Annotated in this window: 16 protein-coding genes; 7 read left to right on the forward strand and 9 right to left on the reverse strand. The window is 41.9% G+C overall.

The window, feature by feature from the left end; all coding sequences use genetic code 11:
* Window positions 1-127: 127 nt before the first annotated feature.
* Window positions 128-1,636 carry a PAS domain-containing sensor histidine kinase gene (locus tag NBH14_RS09345; protein WP_186959353.1) on the forward strand — a complete coding sequence of 503 codons (1,509 nt, stop codon included), beginning with the start codon at window positions 128-130 and terminating at the stop codon, window positions 1,634-1,636.
* Here the strand turns inward: NBH14_RS09345 and NBH14_RS09350 are convergent.
* The 6 genes from NBH14_RS09350 to NBH14_RS09370 form a co-directional block, all read right to left on the reverse strand.
* Window positions 1,629-3,008, reverse strand: coding sequence for an ATP-binding cassette domain-containing protein (locus NBH14_RS09350; RefSeq protein ID WP_186959352.1), 1,380 nt, complete (start codon window positions 3,006-3,008; stop codon window positions 1,629-1,631). The two genes, NBH14_RS09345 and NBH14_RS09350, sit on opposite strands and share 8 nt — an antisense overlap.
* Entirely contained in the window at window positions 3,005-3,922 is a 918-nt protein-coding gene (locus tag NBH14_RS09355; RefSeq protein WP_186959351.1) for a substrate-binding domain-containing protein, read from the reverse strand. The genes NBH14_RS09350 and NBH14_RS09355 overlap by 4 nt, the downstream gene beginning before the upstream one ends.
* Before the next feature lie 259 nt (window positions 3,923-4,181).
* Window positions 4,182-5,741 carry a sodium:solute symporter family protein gene (locus tag NBH14_RS09360; RefSeq protein WP_186959350.1) on the reverse strand — a complete coding sequence of 520 codons (1,560 nt, stop codon included), beginning with the start codon at window positions 5,739-5,741 and terminating at the stop codon, window positions 4,182-4,184.
* Window positions 5,738-5,878 (reverse strand): symporter small accessory protein, encoded by a 141-nt coding sequence (locus NBH14_RS28785; protein WP_199676250.1) that lies wholly within the window; start codon window positions 5,876-5,878, stop codon window positions 5,738-5,740. Before NBH14_RS28785 ends, NBH14_RS09360 begins: the two co-directional genes overlap by 4 nt.
* A gap of 57 nt (window positions 5,879-5,935) precedes the next feature.
* Window positions 5,936-6,361 (reverse strand): ACT domain-containing protein, encoded by a 426-nt coding sequence (locus tag NBH14_RS09365; RefSeq protein ID WP_007656879.1) that lies wholly within the window; start codon window positions 6,359-6,361, stop codon window positions 5,936-5,938.
* Between the two features lie 31 nt (window positions 6,362-6,392).
* Complete coding sequence (locus tag NBH14_RS09370) at window positions 6,393-7,694, reverse strand: phenylacetate--CoA ligase family protein (protein ID WP_128133560.1); 1,302 nt, start codon at window positions 7,692-7,694, stop codon at window positions 6,393-6,395.
* A gap of 197 nt (window positions 7,695-7,891) precedes the next feature.
* Here NBH14_RS09370 and NBH14_RS09375 point away from each other — a divergent pair, with 197 nt between their 5' ends.
* Both NBH14_RS09375 and NBH14_RS09380 read left to right on the forward strand, forming a co-directional pair.
* Window positions 7,892-9,532, forward strand: a complete 1,641-nt coding sequence (locus tag NBH14_RS09375) for an ATP-binding protein (RefSeq protein WP_186959349.1) — start codon at window positions 7,892-7,894, stop codon at window positions 9,530-9,532.
* Between the two features lie 6 nt (window positions 9,533-9,538).
* A complete protein-coding gene (locus NBH14_RS09380; protein WP_186959348.1) occupies window positions 9,539-10,090 on the forward strand; it encodes a DJ-1 family glyoxalase III in 552 nt (183 codons plus the stop codon).
* Window positions 10,091-10,846: 756 nt separating this feature from the next.
* Here the strand turns inward: NBH14_RS09380 and NBH14_RS09385 are convergent.
* Window positions 10,847-11,812, reverse strand: a complete 966-nt coding sequence (locus tag NBH14_RS09385; protein WP_186959347.1) for a transcriptional regulator — start codon at window positions 11,810-11,812, stop codon at window positions 10,847-10,849.
* Between the two features lie 561 nt (window positions 11,813-12,373).
* Between NBH14_RS09385 and guaD the strand changes: the two genes are divergently transcribed.
* A complete protein-coding gene (gene guaD, locus NBH14_RS09390; protein WP_186959346.1) occupies window positions 12,374-13,714 on the forward strand; it encodes a guanine deaminase in 1,341 nt (446 codons plus the stop codon).
* Here guaD and NBH14_RS09395 read toward each other — a convergent pair.
* Window positions 13,679-14,653: a 4Fe-4S binding protein gene (locus NBH14_RS09395; protein WP_250817365.1), complete on the reverse strand. Its 975-nt coding sequence runs from the start codon at window positions 14,651-14,653 to the stop codon at window positions 13,679-13,681. The genes guaD and NBH14_RS09395 overlap by 36 nt on opposite strands.
* On the reverse strand, window positions 14,646-14,873 hold the full coding sequence (locus NBH14_RS09400; protein ID WP_128135392.1) for a putative signal transducing protein: 228 nt from the start codon (window positions 14,871-14,873) through the stop codon (window positions 14,646-14,648). The genes NBH14_RS09395 and NBH14_RS09400 overlap by 8 nt, the downstream gene beginning before the upstream one ends.
* 272 nt (window positions 14,874-15,145) lie before the next feature.
* On the opposite strand from NBH14_RS09400, the gene NBH14_RS09405 reads away from it, so the two are divergent.
* The 3 genes from NBH14_RS09405 (at window position 15,146) to NBH14_RS09415 (ending at window position 18,762) form a co-directional block, all read left to right on the forward strand.
* Complete coding sequence (locus tag NBH14_RS09405) at window positions 15,146-15,505, forward strand: hypothetical protein (protein ID WP_186959344.1); 360 nt, start codon at window positions 15,146-15,148, stop codon at window positions 15,503-15,505.
* A 117-nt stretch (window positions 15,506-15,622) separates the two neighbouring features.
* Window positions 15,623-17,935 carry an ABC transporter permease gene (locus tag NBH14_RS09410; protein ID WP_186959343.1) on the forward strand — a complete coding sequence of 771 codons (2,313 nt, stop codon included), beginning with the start codon at window positions 15,623-15,625 and terminating at the stop codon, window positions 17,933-17,935.
* Window positions 17,936-18,021: 86 nt separating this feature from the next.
* Window positions 18,022-18,762 (forward strand): DUF5131 family protein, encoded by a 741-nt coding sequence (locus NBH14_RS09415; RefSeq protein ID WP_186959342.1) that lies wholly within the window; start codon window positions 18,022-18,024, stop codon window positions 18,760-18,762.
* Window positions 18,763-18,773 lie beyond the last annotated feature (11 nt).

Raw genomic sequence — 18,773 nt, forward strand, 5'->3', positions numbered from 1 at the left:
TTTCTATTTATAGCCTACAAAGATAATCTTTTGCCGTTTATTTTACTTTTGTGGGAAGTTCTTTCTTTTAATATTTGTTACTCTCGTTTATTTTCAACACTTTTGTGAAATAATAAATTTTGAAGTTATGGAACTTGCGCATTCAGAAGAAAATGCATTGGAGCAAAAATATAAAGATTTATCCGGGTTACTTTCGAACATAGTAGACTCAGTACCAATGTTCTTCTTTGTTAAGGATACTGGAGATGACTTCCGTTATGTTTATTCCAGCCCGATGATGAATCAGATATATGGTCGTTTTCACAATGATGTTGTTGGGAAAACGGACTTTGATTTGTTTGTTGACCCTGTTGCAGCGCAGTCTTTCAGGGATATGGATGAGAAGGTGCTTCAAACGGGAGAGATGCAACGGTTTGTTGAACAGATGCTCGACCCCAAAGGTATAGTGCGTTCTATGGATACCATGAAATTGCTGGTACCCCGCGAAGGAAAAGCACCTTTTCTATTGGGTATGTCCTGGGATATCACCAAACAACGGCAAATTGAAGAAGAACTGCATGAAAATAATAAAAGACTGGCCTTATCCTGTATGGCAGGCCGTATCTATCCGTGGATATGGGATGTTGTGAATGAAACGGCGGAACTTTCTCATGTAGAGAACGGTGAAATGATTCATGCTTATATTTCCCACGAAAGTTTTACTGAAAAAATCCATCCGGACGACCAGCAAATGTACCGGGATGTTGTGACTGCCTTTGCCCAAGGTGAGATAGAATCATTGCGCCTGAGTTTCCGTTGCCGTTATTTTTCGGAAGAATATGTCTGGCTGGAGAAAATCGGTGAAGTATATGAATATAGTAAAGACGGTAAACCCCTGAAAGCTATTGGTATCCTGCGGGATATCACGGTGGATAAACGCCACGAAGCAGATGTACAGGCGAAGCGTCTTGCGGAGGAAAGTAACCGGATGAAATCAGCCTTTATCGCCAATATGAGCCATGAAATACGTACGCCTTTAAATGCGATTGTCGGTTTCTCTACTTTGATGGCGCAGGCGGAAACGGATGAAGAAAAACAGGAATATCTGAAGATTATTGAATCGAGTAATGAATTTCTGTTGCAATTGATTGATGATATTCTCGATATTTCAAAGATAGAATCGGGTAAGTTGGAGTTCATTTATTCAGACTTCAGTTTAAATAGTATCTTCAAACCGCAGGAGCCGGCTTTCTTACGGCGGGTAAATGCCGGGGTAAAGGTTGTTTTTGAAAATGACGGAAGCGACTACAGTATCATTTCTGAAAAGACAAGACTTACACAGGTGTTGACTAACTTTTTGTCTAATGCGGTCAAATTTACATCGGCAGGAACGATACGGTATGGTTATCGCTTGACTGATAATGGCATTTATGCTTATGTCAGCGATACCGGTACCGGCATAAAGAAAGAGGACCAGGTTACCATTTTTGACCGGTTTGTCAAACTGGATAGGTTTAAACAAGGGACAGGACTTGGATTGTCTATCTGTAAGACAATTATAACGATGTTGAACGGAGAGATAGGTATTGATTCTGAGGAAGGCGTAGGTTCTACGTTCTGGTTCTCAATTCCTTGTAATCCCGTAAAAGTTAATTGATTATCGGTAGCCGGATAATAACGGAAGCAAAGCGCTCTATCTCTTCCTGATTGTGTGATGTGAAGATGACAGTGCGTTTATATTCTGTTTGTCGTTCAATTATGCGGTCGATGATGCGGATTGCGAGTGGCTTGTCCAATCCTTTGAAAGGTTCGTCAAGAAGCATAACAGTAGATGGATATGCCAATGCCCGGGCAAGGGCTACGCGCTGTTGCTGGCCGTAACTCAGTTCGTTAGGATAGCGTTCCGTGAAAGTTTCCATCTCGACCATTCTCAATGCTGTTAATGCTTCCTGTTCCGCATAAGATTGTTTATAGAGCGATGCTAACGGTAGGCAACTGTTTTGCAGGACAGTTAAATGGGACAGTAGTTCCGGTTCCTGGAATACAACAGCAAACTTTTCTTCCCGATGAGATATGATCTTTCCCTCGATTGGTTTCAATGTTCCGTCCAGCAGATTCAGTAAAGTTGTTTTTCCGCTTCCTGACGGAGCTTTTATACCATAAATGGTGCCAGGTTCAAAAGTATATGAGAAATGCGATAGTACTTTGGTATCGTCATATTGAAATGTAACGTCTGCTGCTTCTATAGGACAAGGATGGGGAAGTTCTTCCTTTTCCGGTTTTCCATGGCTGTACTGTATGCTCCATGTAACCAGTGCCAACCGGCTGATTCCTTTGTCAAACAGGAAACTTATCAAAACGGCAATAACAGTCCATGCTATCAATTCGGGAACCGATATGAATAACTGTGCACGTTTCATTTCCCCGCCGATACCGAAGGCGCATTGTGAAAGTACCTCGCCCATAATAATGGCACGCCAGCCGAATCCGGTAGCAGACGCCAGTCCACTGAATAAAAAAGGTTTCAGTTGGGGATAATATATATGTATCAGTTTGTTTTTGCGACTGATTTTGAACTGGGCTGCCATTAGGGAAAGTCCGGGCCGCAGACTAATGATTCCTTTCGTCAGGTTTTCCGTTAATAAAGGGAACATGGTCAGAAAAGCAATTATTAACGGTATTCCTTCCGGGTCAAGAAAGATTAAAGCCAATAAGATAAAAGAGATGACCGGAACAGAGCGCATGATTGTCAGCAGGGGACGGAATAACTCATAAAGTAATTCGTAACGGGCAAATAAGAAAGCTGTCATCACCGCGGCTCCCAATGATAGAATGATGCCGGAAATACCGCGCAGGATGGTAGCTGATATGCTTTTATAAAAAGTATCGGTACCGAATAACTGAAATAAGGCTTTTATCAGCTCCGGAACGGACGGAATCAATTCCGGCTGGTCCGTTGAAGAGGCTACTAACTGCCAGACAAGCAGCAGCAAGCAGACTGACACACATGAGATAAATCCTTTTTTCATCGTTCTCCTGAAATAAAGCCATTGTCCGGAAGTTTTCCTCCTATGGCTTTCGGTTCATATTGTTCTATCAGACGAAGGAAATCGAGAATGCTTTCTTTGGCTTCTCCGGTTGATAAATAGTTAATACGGCATCTCTCTATGCTTTCCGGAGTGAGTACTCCCGGGGCAAATATATTGCGGCTATCCAGAATCTCTATTACTTTTTGAGGTTGACTGACGGCAAACTGACAGGACTCATTTAATAAGCTATCCAGCAATGTTCTTTTATCGTTTAACGAAGGTGCATAGACAATCGCGGTCTGGGCAAATCCCGGAGAGGTACTGTCCGGATTGTTAAGACTCGTTTTTATCGATAAAGTACTGTCTTTCCGAAGTATCACGCTTAGAAACGGTTCTGCCAGGACAGCCGTCTGAATCTGTCCGGCTAGCAATCCCTGGCTTATTTCACCGGGAGTAGTAAACGAATAATTCAAAGAATAAGATAATCCTTTTTGATGTAAATAGTAGCGGGTCAGGATATCGGGAGTTGTACCTGCACCGAAGACATATAAAGTTTCTGTTTCCGGTGATTGATTCCGTATCCCTTGCTTTTCGACAAGATACAGATTTCCCCAGACAGGGCATCCGAGTAAGGAATATTTCAATCCTTTATTATAAAGATTGGCTGCATTAATCATAGGAAGGGCAGCCAGGTCCGCTTTCCCTTTTATTAATAATGCCTGCATCAGTTCCGGGGAGTCGACTATATCTACAGATAACCGTTTACCTCCTATCTCCGGCGAATCCTCCATCATCTTTGCAAAAGCAATAACGGAAGGTCCGCGAAGGACAGCCACATGAAGCACATCATTCTCCTTTTTCCCATTATTGCAGCTGCATAGAATCAGCAGAAGTAAACAAAAGTATTTGATCATCTTTTTTGTTGCAAAGGTAGGAAATTAGGATTAATAGTCATGTAAAATAAGAGGTCGATTAAAAAAAGTATGGAATAGGAGAGGTCTATAAAAAATTAAAGCCTGTCTCACGACAAGCCCTAACCAACTTTGTTAACCTTAAATCTAATACTATTATGAAAAAACCACAGTACAAAAGTACGGATCTTTTCATAAGTAGCAATAGTTAAAATGCTAATATATGTTTTCTAACATGCAATAAATACTAATGTATTCCATATTATATCTTATTAGTCTTTTCCTGCGTCATCAGGCTGACAACGACAATAGCAATAACAGACAACGGGAGAGCAAATAGAATAGGATCTATCGCAAACCAGGGGTATGTATCGATCAGCACATCTTTTCCCGTCAATGTTTTACACAGACCAACCGCGCTGGCTTCTGCCTTATGGAGAAACAGCATGGCAAACATACTAGCCAATGCTCCCGTCCAGAGACTGGCTAAAGCTCCTTGTTTTGTCGCCTTTTTCCAATACAATGCACAGAAATAGGCGGGAAGGAATGTGACTGCACAAACACCCATAAATAAGGCTGTCCCTCTGGCTATAATACCGGCACTCAACGTATAGCAGATAATATAACTCAACAGGATAGAACATAAAACTCCGATGCGGACTCCCATCGTTGAGTTTGTATTTTTACGGCGTCCCAGGTTCGGAAATGCATCCGCCCCGAATGCAGCTCCCATCGTATGGAACTGTGCACTCAGTGTGGACATGCTGGCCGACAGGATACAAAGCATGAAGACGGCACCAAACCATTCCGGCATTGCACGGTCAATAAACAACGGGATAATTTTGTCCATATCTTTGATGGCTTCCGAAGCGACAACTCCTTCCGTCTTCATAAAAAACAGATTCGACAATGCTCCGACATGGTAAATGGCTCCTACGGTTACAATCAGGAACACGCAGCCGATAAGCACTCCGCGATTCAGCTGTTTGGTACTTTCCACCATCATGAAACGTACAACTAACTGAGGCTGTGCCAGGCAACCTAGTCCGACACCTAAGATAAGCGATGTGACCAAGGTATACCATTGGGGAGAACCGGTGACCGGCATCGCCGTCCATCCCTGGTGTCCCAACTCTTTGAAACGGTCGGGGACAAGCGGGGCAATCTCCGTCAATTTCTGATTCGCTTCAATGAAGCCCATGTCCATGACTTTGTAAAACCAGAATAAAAGGAATAACATACAGCCGAACATAATCACAGCCTGTAAGGCATCTGTATATAAAACGCCTTTTATACCACCGGTAATTACATAAGCAGCCACAATCAAAGTAAATATCAATAAAGCCAGATGCAGGTCGATATGGAACATCTGTTCGATGAAAACAGCGCCTCCTTTCATGACAACGGCCGCATACAATGGCATTCCTATGAAAATGATAGTTGCTATAAATATCTGTATACTCCGCGATTTATAGTGCATTCCCAATAATTGTGGAAATGTGCGCGCATTATGCTGTTCTCCTAACTTACGGGTTCCTCTACCGAAGAAGATAAAGGCTACGACCACTCCCATAAACATATTCAGCAGACATAGCCACTGGATACCCATACCGAAAGTAGCTGCGACACCGCCAAAACCCACGATAGCCGATGCAGAAATAAATGTAGCTCCATAGGAGAGGGCCATGATGATAGGATTGACTTTTCTTCCTCCTAGCAGATAATCACTGGCATTTTTTGTCTGTTTATATCCGATATACCCTAACCAGGCAATGACAAACATATAAAGGATAACAACAATTCCAAGGGTAAGGGTACTCATTTATCAGGTTGTTTAGGGTTATCACTCTCTTTATCTCCTTTATTCCAATTGGTAATTCCGAACCATAAAGAAAAAATTAAACACACGAAGGCTAACAGGTAGGCTAACCAGATACCGGGATCTTCTATTCCGAACATTTGTTATTTGTTTTTAGGGTGGAGAGGCTGTTGTAAACCTCCCCACGATAAATAATATTATAATTTCATCAAGTCGCTTTCGCAAATGCATTCCAGATTCTGACGACGGATTACTTCACGGGCTGCTTCCCGGTTATTGGTACGAAGAATAAGGATCGATTTGTCATTCAGTGAAAAACAATACATATATTCTATGCTCAGACCGGCTTTTGTAAAATGTGTCAATGCCTGTGCAAAACTTCCGGCACAAGAGTTAGTCACGATAGCCAGCACGTCTGTCAGATTTGCACTTACATTGTTGCTTTTCAATATCTTGTATGCTTTCTGCGGATCGCTTACAATAATACGCAGAATACCATATTCAGACGTATCCGCAACAGTAGCAGCAATGATCCGTATATTTTCTTCAGCAAGCAGAGCCAGGATTTCACTTAGCTTTCCATATTTATTCTCCAGGAAAATAGAAATTTGATTTACTGTCATAGCTGTATCTTTTATTTGTTGAACAATTGTTTTAACAGAACTTACGCAAGTCTTTTACTCTTACGGCTTTACCATCCTGAACGGGCAATGAGCCTTTGGCTACCAGTTTCAGACGCGGGGTCAACAGCAATTCATCTTTCAGCTGTCGGGTAATGTCTTTTGCAAGACGTTGCAAGACGCTGTAATCGTCGGTAAACAGGTCGCTCAGTTCTACTTCGATCAGCATTTCGTCACTGTTGTTAACCGTTTCGAGAGTGATCAGATAGTTGCTTCCCAGTTCTTTGAACTGCATTAAAATCTTTTCGATCTGGATCGGGAAGAGATTCACGCCTTTCAGGATGATCATATCGTCACTGCGTCCTTTGAAGCGGGCCAGACGTTTATGCGTTCTTCCGCAAGGACATTCACCTGGGATAATGCAGGTCAGGTCACGGGTACGGTAACGTAACAGCGGCATGGCTTCACGATTGATTGTCGTTAATACCAGTTCGCCTACTTCCCCTTCCGGAACAGGCTGTAATGTCTGGGGATCTACAATCTCCACAATCGTATAATCTTCCCAGATATGTAATCCGTTTTGTTCCGTACATTCGAATGCAACACCGGGGCCATTCATTTCAGACATACCGAAACAGTTATATGCTTTTACACCCAACAGTTGTTCGATGCGTTTGCGTTGTTCTTCCGAGTGAGGTTCGGCACCGATACAAACCGTGTGCAGTTTGGTGTCTTTGCGCGGATCCAGTCCCATTTCATACATTACTTCAGCCAGGCGAGTGGCATAGCTGGGAATAATATGCAGGCAGGTCGTTCCAAAATCAGTAATAAATTTGATCTGGCGTTTGGAATTACCGGCGGCGGCAGGAACAGTTAATGCTCCAAGTCTTTCTGCGCCATATTGAAATCCCAAACCACCGGTGAACATACCATATCCGGAGGTGTTCTGGAAAACGTCTGTATCACGTAAACCGACCATATACATGCAGCGTGCCACCTGATTGGCCCATTGGTCCAAGTCCTTTGCCGAATGTAATACGACGGTAGGATTTCCGGTTGTACCGCTGGAAGAATGTACTCTTACGCAATCCTTGATAGGAATAGCCGCCATTCCGAACGGATAATTATTACGCAGGTCGTCTTTCGTTGTGAACGGAATTTTTTGCAGATCATCCAATGACTGGATGCTGTCTGCCGTTATGCCGTTGTCTTTAAGAACTTTGCTGTAGAAAGGAGAGTGTCCGGCTAATTCTATTGTTTGTTTCAGTCGTTCCAACTGTAGTTTATTCAGTTCTTCACGACTCATCGTCTCAATATCTTTCTGCCAATACATCATAGCTTTTTCGTATTATATTGTGTTTAATTCATGAAATTAGACTGCAAATGTATCTTTTATTTTGATTAGATGCAGCATTTTTGCTCAAAATTATAAAAACAGGTAAATTAAATGTTGATTTTCTAAGGTTCCTGAAAAAATATCTTTACATTTGCCTCCAACAGTAAGTTACAATTATAAACCTTGATTTCTAATATATGAACATGTACGAAAACCTTTCAAAAGAAGAACTGATCCAGCGCATTAAAGTGTTGGAGACAGATTTGGCAGCATCAGTCATGAAGAATGCCGAGATAGAGAAAATGAGCGAAAATCTTCTTAACCAGCGTAAAATTAATTTCCTGAATATCTTAATGAATACTATTCTGTCAAATATCTTTGTCGTTATAGCCGTAAAAGATGTTTTCGACAGTTTTAAATATATTTACTTCAATCAGGCGGCCGAAGACTTTATGGGGGTTAAATCTTCCGAGGTGTTAGGTAAGACAGACTTTGATTTGTTTTCTGATCCGAGAAGGGCACATGAAATCCGTACGGAAGATTATTCAACGATCAACCACGGACGAATCCATAAATCGGTGGTTGAATATGAGAAACCGAACGGGGAAATCCGTATTGTGAACATCATCCGTTTATTGATAACCAACCCGGACCCGGGAGCTTCTCCTTTGTTATTGGCTATGCTTTGGGATATTACGGAACAGCGGCAAAATGAACTGGATCTGATCAAGGCACAGGAGGCGGATAAAATGAAGAATGCCTTTATCGCTAATATGAGCCATGAGATCCGTACGCCATTGAACGCGATAGTAGGCTTCTCCCGGTTGATTACCGAAACGGATAATGCCAGTGAGCAACAGGAGTATCTTACAATTATTAATAATAACAGTGACCTGTTGCTCCAATTGATCAACGATATTCTGGATTTTGCCAAGATAGAATCCGGGACGTTGAATTATAATATGTCGTGGGTGGATCTGAAAGATGTCTGCCAGGAGGTTTATATTTCACAATCGTTGAAAATGACTTCGGATGTGGCATTGCTGTATAATGGGGATATGTTGCCTTCTGTCAGGTTACGGACAGATACGCAGCGTATTGAACAGGTATTGCTGAATCTTTTATCCAATGCTATAAAATGTACGAACCAGGGATTTGTCTCTTTGTCGTATGAGATAGAAGGAGATTTTGTCCGGGTATCTGTCACTGATACCGGGATTGGCATCGATAAGGAGAAGCAGGCATCTGTATTCGAGCGGTTTGTGAAATTGGATGATTTCAGGCAAGGGACCGGCTTGGGACTGTCTATCTGTAAGATGATCATAGAAAAGTTAGGCGGAGAAATAGGTCTTCGGTCGGAATTGGGCAAAGGGTCTACATTCTGGTTTACGCTGCCATTAGCTGTTCCGGAAGAGTCTGAAAAGAAAGAAGCTGGTAGTGAAATTCCTATGGAGATCATTCCGGATGCTCTTCCGGGGCAGTATACGGTATTGATCGCAGAAGATGTGTTGGAAAATTATCTTTTGCTGCAAGCAGTCTTAAAGCAACATTATCGTCTGATTTATGCAGAAAACGGACAGATTGCCGTACAGAAGTTTAAGGATTACAAGCCGGATATTATTTTGATGGATATAAAAATGCCGGTGATGGACGGTTACGCCGCCACTTGTAAAATACGTGAATTATCTTCGGATATTCCTGTTTTGGCTCTTTCTGCATTTGCATTTGATGAAGAAAAAGAGAAAGCGAAATGTTGCCGGTTTAATGATTATCTGGTGAAACCCGTAGATATTCCATTGTTGAAATATAAGATCAAGTATTATCTCAATAAAAAATAATATAATATGAAGCAAGCGTTTATATTCCTGGCTACAGGATTTGAAGAAATAGAGGCGTTAGGCACAGCCGATATTTTACGTAGGGGAGGTGTCAGAGTCTCTACCATCTCGATTAACGGTGAAACCCGGGTAATGGGGGCGCATAATATCCCGGTGATAGCAGATTACCTGTTTGAAGAGGCCGATTTTAGTGCGGCAGATGCTTTAATTCTTCCGGGAGGCATTCCGGGAAGCAATCATCTGAATACTTGTACCCGCCTGAAAGAACTTATACTGGAAAAGCATAAAGAAAATATAATTCTGGGAGCAATCTGTGCAGGACCTATGGTTTTAGGCGGCTTAGGATTATTGAAAGGACGTAAGGCAACTTGTTTCCCGAACTTCGAACCGACTATGATAGGAGCCATCCCTACCGATAATGGTGTTGAGCAAGATGGAAATATCATAACTTGCCAGGGCCCCGGTTTTGTATTCGAATTTGGATTATCCTTATTGAAAGTTTTACGGGATGATGAAATAGCGGGAGAAGTGGCGGATGCCTTGCTGGTAAGAAACTGAAAATAAAAGAAACGGGAGTTATTAATAATAATAGCTCCTGTTATGCAACCACCATAGTCAGAGTTACTTGACTATTACAGGTTCATTTGCCGTCAGCTGAAGCAGACGGCAAATGAACCTGTAATAAGGCTTGTTTTATTGACTAGCTTTAACAATCCCCCTCCCGGCTTCCTCTCCAGATTGGAACTTCATAATAATGTTTCATCAAATGTACTGTCATACTATCATATTTTTATATAATGCACATATAATCAATATATTATTTTATGATAGTTGCCATTTTTAACTATCATAATACTGTCATAAAACCATCATTTGAACTATATTTTAACTAAACAGACCTTGTTTAGGACCTAAAAAAGGCTTTGCAAATAGGATATAATTGCACTTATATATCGCTTTCCCTTCTATATGTTTTGCGAGAATATATAGACTAATTTCACAGGAATACATACTTTTTGTTCTCAAGATGCCCTTTTCAGCCTGTTTTACACCCGGATGTTGACTGTGCCCAGACCCGGGTCTCAACATTGTCGACACCCGGGTCTCGAACAACATAAGTAACTACTCCCCTGAAAATAAGTCATATACTTCAGTAAAATAAGAAGCATATATTGGGTTTCAGGATAATACTATGATAGTTGTATGATAGGTAAATGATAGTTGAAAACAGGAACTATCATAGGATAACATATTGATTATAGGTGTATTATATAAAGATATGATAGTATGATAGTTCTTTTATATTTATGATAGTTATGAAAAATGCTTTTCATCTTTTTGATAGCTGTGTTCATAAGCATCCGAGTCGAACCGATCCATATCCGGATCGCTTACGAGATATTGGTAGAGGTCTGAATAGCCGTTCTTATCCAGTATCCGGTGTTTCTCCAACTGGAATTTGAGCTGTTCCAGGCCGAGTATTCCAAATCCATGAATGTCCAAGAGGGAATCGAGGCCGGTTGTTTCCATATAGCGCAACAGATCTTCCATTGTTTCTATATGTAGTTCTTCGAGCACTTTACGGATATAGGGAGAGAGGGTCAGGTCTGTAAGTGGTTTATTAAGGCGCCGGGCTGCATCCAAAGGGACATGAATCAATGATTGGGAGATAGTAAACTGCAAACCCGCTTTAAGTCCTTTTTTATACAACCGGTTCAGTTCATACTCCAAATTTCTGTTTTCAAGTTCCAGGCGTTCTATCTCCAGTTCCTGGTTGGTTATTGTCTTCTGATATTCAAGCATAAAACGGGTATCTGATACCAGGTGGGATACGATGGTTTTATACCGCTGACACATACCGTCGTACGTCATTCCGCAACGCTCGGCAACGTCCTGTATCTTTGCGCCTCCCGTTATTTCGTTGAATATATAGCGTGCCTTTTTGTCTTCTATAAAGGAGGATAGTTCGGCAATTATTACTTTAAGCAGGGGAGAGATCGTGGTGGCAGTGCGCAGGCTGAAAAGATAGTCGTCGTAGCGGGCGATGATTTCGTTGGCCTCTTCCTCTTTGTCCTGAATGATCAGTTGCAGATAGAGTTTTTGTATTCCCAGATGTTCGATACAGGAAATGAAGCGATTCAAGTTTCCGACATCGACTAAGGGTTCACCGCCTTTAAACGAATAAGAGTTTATCTTTCTGGAATCGGCCCATTTTCGAATCTCTTCTGCCGGGAAACCGGTCAGTTGGGCGGCTTGTTCAATAGTAATACGTGTTGGCATACTAGTAGGGTTATAAATAAAACATATTTGTCCTTAAAATATGCGGGTGTTAGATGATGTTATAAGAGTAGAGTGGTCCTTTCATAAAAAAGAAAGGGCGGCGGACTGAACTTTTACGTAAGTGAAGGTTCGGCTAAAAACCCAGTCCCCAATAAAAGTCAGCCGCACGCCCCCCTTTATCTGTATACAACAGTATATCCATACTACAACAGCAGCATAGATAACACGTATATCCGGTAAAGGGTTGCGGGGCCTTCTTTGTGCATTGAAGACTTGAGAAAATTTAGCCGATTTTCACTTAATCGCACAAATATCACACGCAACGCAAGGCTTCAAATCAAAAGCCTTTTCAGTTGCAAATATACATATTAATAATATTTCAACCAATGATAATCCATCTCTTATTTTAGTTTATCCTTATTAATTTTCATCAAGGGCAAAGAGTCGATTTATTATTTCTAATGTAGTTATTTCTACTTTTAGTCGGATTCTAACAATTTTCTTACCTTTGATGTTACATTGTTATATTATCTGTTGATTTGATAAAAGTAAGGAATGAAGATGGATGAAACGGTATATTTGTATAAAGGTGAAGTCTTTTATTTTAAGGATTCTCCCCTGAAGTTTGATGAATCTTATAGTTATTATCCCGACGGGGCATTGGTGGTCTATCGAGGAAAAATCATAGAAGCCGGAGCTTATGAAAATATAAAAGAGCGTTATCCGGAGGCATTAGTTACTGATTATTCCGGGAAATTACTGATGCCCGGCCTGATCGATTCACATATCCATTATCCTCAGTCGGAAATGATAGGTATGTATGGCAAACAGCTACTCGATTGGCTGAACGAATATACGTATCCCACGGAAGAGGCTTTTGGAGATTCTGAATATGCCGGACGGGTAGCCCGTTTCTTTGTAAATGAACTTTTTCGCAACGGCACTACGACCTGTATGGCTTATGCTACGGTTCATAAAGAATCTGTTAATGCTCTCTTTTCGGTTGCTTCCGAATATAACATGCAAATGCTGACCGGTAAGGTCCTGATGAACCGTAACGCACCGCAGTCTTTGATGGATACTGAAGAAAGCGGGGAGGCTGATAGCCGGGAGCTGATCGAAGCCTGGCATAAAAAAGGACGTAATCTTTATGTGATTACTCCCCGTTTTTCTATTACTTCCACTCATGGTCAATTGATTAGTGCCGCTCGTTTGCATGAAGAATATCCCGATACTTACATTCAAACGCATTTGTCGGAAAACCGGAATGAAATAGATTCAGCCCTTGAATTGTCTCCGGAATGTTCTGACTATCTGGAAGTTTATGAACGGGCAGGATTAGTTACCGAACGTTCTGTATTCGGCCATTGCATTCATCTATCCGATTCTGAATGTCGCCGAATGGCCGAGGCTGGAGCGATAATAGCCCATTGCCCCACGTCAAATTTATTTCTGGGAAGCGGCCTGTTCGATATGCAACAGGCCAACCGGATCAATATCCAAACGACACTGGCTACAGACGTTGGTGCCGGCACATCTTTCTCCTTATTCCGGACCATGGGAGAGTCCTATAAAGTACAACAACTGAACGGGTATCCTATGTCTGTATTCGAATCATTATATAAATGCACGCGCGGTACGGCTAAAGCCTTGAAACTGGATGATAAGATAGGCAGTTTCGACCAGGGCAGGGATGCTGATTTTATTGTAGTTGATTCTACGGCTACTCCTTCCCAGCAAATGCGGAAAGATTATCTTGAACGTAAGGGGAAATGGAATCTTGAAAATAAATTGTTCGGCATCCAGACGTTGGGGGATGACCGTAATATAGTTGCCACTTATGTGGCGGGGAATCCTGTTTACCAGTCAGATACGTGCAATCATCAGAAAACAGGTATGTAAAACGACTGTAATAATAATCCAAAGGCGTTCGGCAGTAGCCGGACGCAATCTGAAGAAACGATATTCCAGTCCTCCATGTTTACAGGCGGAGAGGCAGTCGCCGCAATAAGTACAGGTGTAACCGATTTTTCCTTTTTCTATATTTTCTTTGTGCAACGCATCATATTTGCATGATTTCAGACAAGCCATGCAGTGTGTACAGTCTGTATTGAGTTTTACCCGAAAAGGAGAGAGGTACTTCATAAAAGACACCAGTGTTCCTATCGGACAATAACTACTGCAATGGATCATCTTTTTCTTCCGGCGTGATAGTATCAACATGATACCCAGTCCGATAATCCCGACAATCAGTCCGGCAACCGTTGCTGTCCATCCGTTTGCCCCGGATAACCGTAATGCAATAGCCCCTGCTATTACCAGAAAAAATACACTGTAACGCAATTGCTTATGATAGCGAAAAACATTCTTTTCTGTCTTCCCTTTTGCGCTCCATGCATCAAATGCCCCGAAATAACAAAGCTGGCTGCACCAGGCTGGTCCCGAAAGTAGCAATGTACTCAGGAAAAGTATCGGCATAAACAATCCCTCCAACCGGTAAATCGGGCCGGCCAGTATGATTGCCGGAACGGGTAAATGCAGCTTTCCGGTCATCAGAAAGACAGAATCGACAGTTACGCCTAAAAATAACTGCCCGAAGAAAAGAATAGAAAAAAGCAACCAGGCCCGGACTCGCCATTTGGGACGTTCTTTCCGATCCTGCATTTTATAACTGAGCAGTGCCCCGTAAATAATGGCGATACCAACCTGTATCCATCCTGCGGATGGCATAAGCCGTTCCGATAGCAGCAATGGTTTTTCAGGAACGACCTGCACGATCGTCAATAAAATAGCAATCAGTATCGCCGTTATAGCTGAAGTATAAAGAAACTGTTTATTCATCTCCCACAAGTTCCGGAAATCCATTCTTCAAGACTTCTTTCGCTTTTTCATAATCACTCTCAAAAACATAAATCTCGATCTGGAATCCCGGAATATTCCCGAATACCGTAGAAAGATGTTCGTTCCTGAGAAAAGATTCTATACCTTCATTTCTTAACGCGCTTTGTAACAGGCTAGCCTGAACATTATTATCCGCTGTTGATAAAAGAATCGTTTCCATACTATTGAGTTTTATGTATTACTACTTCTACAAAGATACTTTTTTTATCCCTAAAACATATTGTATAGACGAAATAATAAAGAACCGGATGATGTTATTTTTCTGTGATTCTCCGCGTGTTCCGCGTCGTCCGTGTTCCATTAAAATGGCTATTCTGCAAAAAATATACATTGTTGTATTATACATTGATGTATATTTTGTATATTTGTCTTATCTGTTAATTGAATTACAGATTGTGAGTTCACCTTTTCAATATTGAATACAATAACAATATGAAACTCCTGAAAGTGTTGTTACTATGCCTTTTCTCTTTTGTAACGCTGCAAATCATTGCAGAGAAGAAGGCATCGTGTGTTCAAAACCCTCAGGAGGTTAATCTTTCAGATTTTCGGGAACAAGCAATTCAGCCTGCCGTTTTTCTGATTCGTGATATCCAACCGGTCCCCGTATTATTTAATAATCTTGACTGGTTCATTCTGTTGTTGATCCCGGCTGTATTATTAATTGTCAGTCTTTCAAGCAGACTGTGCCTGCACAAACTTTTTGATCAGGAAAAAGTCTTCTTACGATATAAAATATTCCTTTGGCAGAAGCGGTATTCCTGCTTCACCCTTTGCTGCATGCTTAATTAAATCTGTTTCAGGAAAAATTTGAATCCCTGCTGTTGTCTGGCAGGGGAAACGTTTGGTGTATCCGGTGGATACATCTAGTTGCTTTATTACCTGAAATACAAACTAAAACAATTTATTATGCATGCCATATACAGGAATTTTATTTCCGCACTACGATTCAATAAAACAGCAGCCATACTGAATATTATGGGATTGGCGATTGCCTATATCGTTTTTGCAACGATTTATGCACAGGTTGATTTTGCCAATAAATTTGACCGGTTCCATCCCCAAGTGGATCATATTTACAGGGTAGACTGTAAAACCCCTGCATCTGTATGGTCCGTACATTCCAGATTGCTGATCGATGCTTTTGTGTCTACTTCTCCTTATATACAGAAAAGTACGTTGATCAACCCCTTTATCGGAGAATGTTATTTTACAACCGATGTCAACGGAAACCAGACAGGTTTCAAAGAAACGGTACAAACTTGCTCTCCGGATATCACCGGGATATTTGATTTTGTTTTCCGCGAGGGGACTCCCGATTGTTTGAAGCAACCGGAGATGTGCCTGATACCTGAAAGTCTGGCCCGCAGGATATTCGGGAGTATTTCGGTTGTCGGAAAACAATTGACGGCAGAAGGAAATATCTGGACGAAAGACAGGAAATCATTGACCGTAGGAGGTGTCTATAAAGATTTTCCGGAAAATAGTCAGTTGGCAAATGCTGTTTATACGACAGTTAGTCCCTCTTACCAGTATGAATCATGGGATGATTATACCTATGTCTGTTATATCCTTGTCACTCAGGGAGCGGATAAGAAGGAGATATGTTCCGCTTTTGCCCGTTGTTTCAATGTGGAAGATGCACCGGACTATAAAGAAGCGGAAGTCAAGCTGACGAACCTGGCGGATATCTATTATGAGCCGGTCACTTCCCAGATGAAGTTTATCAAATCAGGAAAGAAAGAAAACATGAACCGGATGCTGATGGTGGCTTTTCTGGTGGCGTTGATTGCGATGATCAATTATATCAACTATTCGGTGGCCCTTATACCTTACCGGATTAAAAGCATCAATATCCGGAAGATTGCCGGGGCATCGGTTGCCAGGCTGCGCTGCGCCCAACTGTTTGAATCCGTTGTGATTTCGCTGGTGGCTTGTCTGCCGGCTGTATTGTTGAACTTGTCTCTTGATATACCGGTTCTCTTGCGGCTGGTTTCTTTGTCTTTGGCGGTAGGATTGATTGCGGGTATCTATCCGGCTGTTAGCGCCACTTCCATTTCCATGCAGATGGCATTGAAAGGCTCTTATGGATTGTCTCCCAAAGGTTTGGCATTAAGGAAAATGCTTATAGGTATCCAATATGTAATTTCTTTTACTTTGGTTATTCTGGCATTTGTGATCTATCAGCAGAACAGATATATGGAATCCCGTTCATTCGGATATGGTAAAAACCGTATTGCAGTAGTTGTGCTGAATGGGAAAACGGTCGGGAAGATCGACCTGTTTACGAATGAATTGAAGAAATATTCCGGTATTGAAGATGTCGCATTCTCTTCCGCAAAGGTCGGTGCTGAAGAGTTATACCGGGGCGGCGGTGCAGAAAAGAATAACGAAATGATGTATTTTCATTATTTGAATGTTTCGCCCAACTTCCTGTCGGTGATGGATATCCCGGTAATGGAAGGAAGGTGTCCCCGCCGGGAAGACCGGCAGTCACAGGGTTTATTATTCGTCTTTAACCGGAAAGCGAAAGAAGAATACGGACTGGAGGTCGGGGACAGGCTTATTACCTACTGGAAGGATAAAGGGATTGTTATCGGTATTACAGATGAATTGAAGATAAATTCTTTGCGGACCGGTGCTTACCCGTTGGCTTTCGTCATTAATGAAAAGAATGCCGGCATGCCGGTTGCCTGTATAAAGATAAGGCAAGGGGCGGATATGGAAAAGGCGACAGAGCATATACGGCAAACATTTAAAGAGATCGATCCTGCTTATCCTGTTGAAATAGAGTATTATGAAACGATTATCAGGCAACTTTACCGGGATGAAATACATACCGGACGGATTGTTTCCGCCTCATGTCTTGCCTCTGTCCTGATCTCTTTGTCGGGTATTTTGGGATTGGTATTATTTGAAACACAATATCGGCGTAGGGAGATTGCGATACGGAAAGTACTCGGTGCGACCGTAAAAGATGTTTTATACCGGTTTAACAGGACGTATCTGATGGTGCTGATCGTGAGTTTTGTTATCTCTGTACCTGTATCCGTCTATTTGGCAGGCGAATGGTTGAAGAATTTTGCATATAAAGTTCCGCTTGACTGGATGGTTTATGTGGTATCGTTCTTCTCCATCCTGTTACTAACGGTTTTTGTTGTTACCCTGCAAACCTGGCGGACGGCAAACGAAAATCCAGTGAAGTCCTTGTCTGTCAATTAAGTGTGGTATTTATTTGTTTCTTGTTGGCAGAGGACGTAAAATATAGTACTTTCGTGCTGATTTTATTAAGGTATAAAAAGGATAGGATGAGCCAAAAAGCATCTATATGGAATCCCTGGCACGGCTGTCACAAATTGAGTGAAGGATGCCGGCATTGCTATGTTTATCGTACCGACGGTAAATATGGTAAAGACAGTTCTGTCGTCGCAAAAACGGAAAAGTTTGATTTGCCTTTGCAGCAGAAAAAGAATAAGACCTATAAGATTCCTTCGGGAAACCTTGTTTATACCTGCTTCACTTCCGATTTTCTGGTTGAAGATGCGGATGAATGGCGTGCCGAGGTCTGGGAAATGATACGGACGCGGCGGGATCTTGATTTTCTGTTTATTACCAAACGGATCGACCGGTTGCATGAATGTCTTCCGGATGACTGGGGAGATGGCTATGACCATGTAACTATTTGTTGTACTATGGAAAATCAGGACCGGATAGATTATCGCCTGCCTATCTATAAAGCAGCTCCGATAAAACATAAAATCATTATTTGCGAACCGCTTCTCGGTCCCATTGATTTCAGGGGTGAACTGGGAGATTGGGTGGAACAGGTGGTGGCCGGCGGGGAATCCGGTAAAGAGGCCCGTATATGCAATTATGACTGGGTGCTGGATATCCGCCGGCAATGTATGGAGGCGGATGTCGGTTTCTGGTTTAAGCAAACCGGTTCGTATTTGCTGAAAGAAGGTTGCGAATATAAAATTGCCCGTCAGTTTCAACACTCACAGGCAAGGAAAGCTGGGATAAATTATGAACGGAAGAAGGAAAAATAAGAATGCAATGC

It is taken from the genome of Parabacteroides caecihominis, assembly GCF_023656785.1.
In the GTDB taxonomy this organism is placed as follows: domain Bacteria; phylum Bacteroidota; class Bacteroidia; order Bacteroidales; family Tannerellaceae; genus Parabacteroides; species Parabacteroides segnis.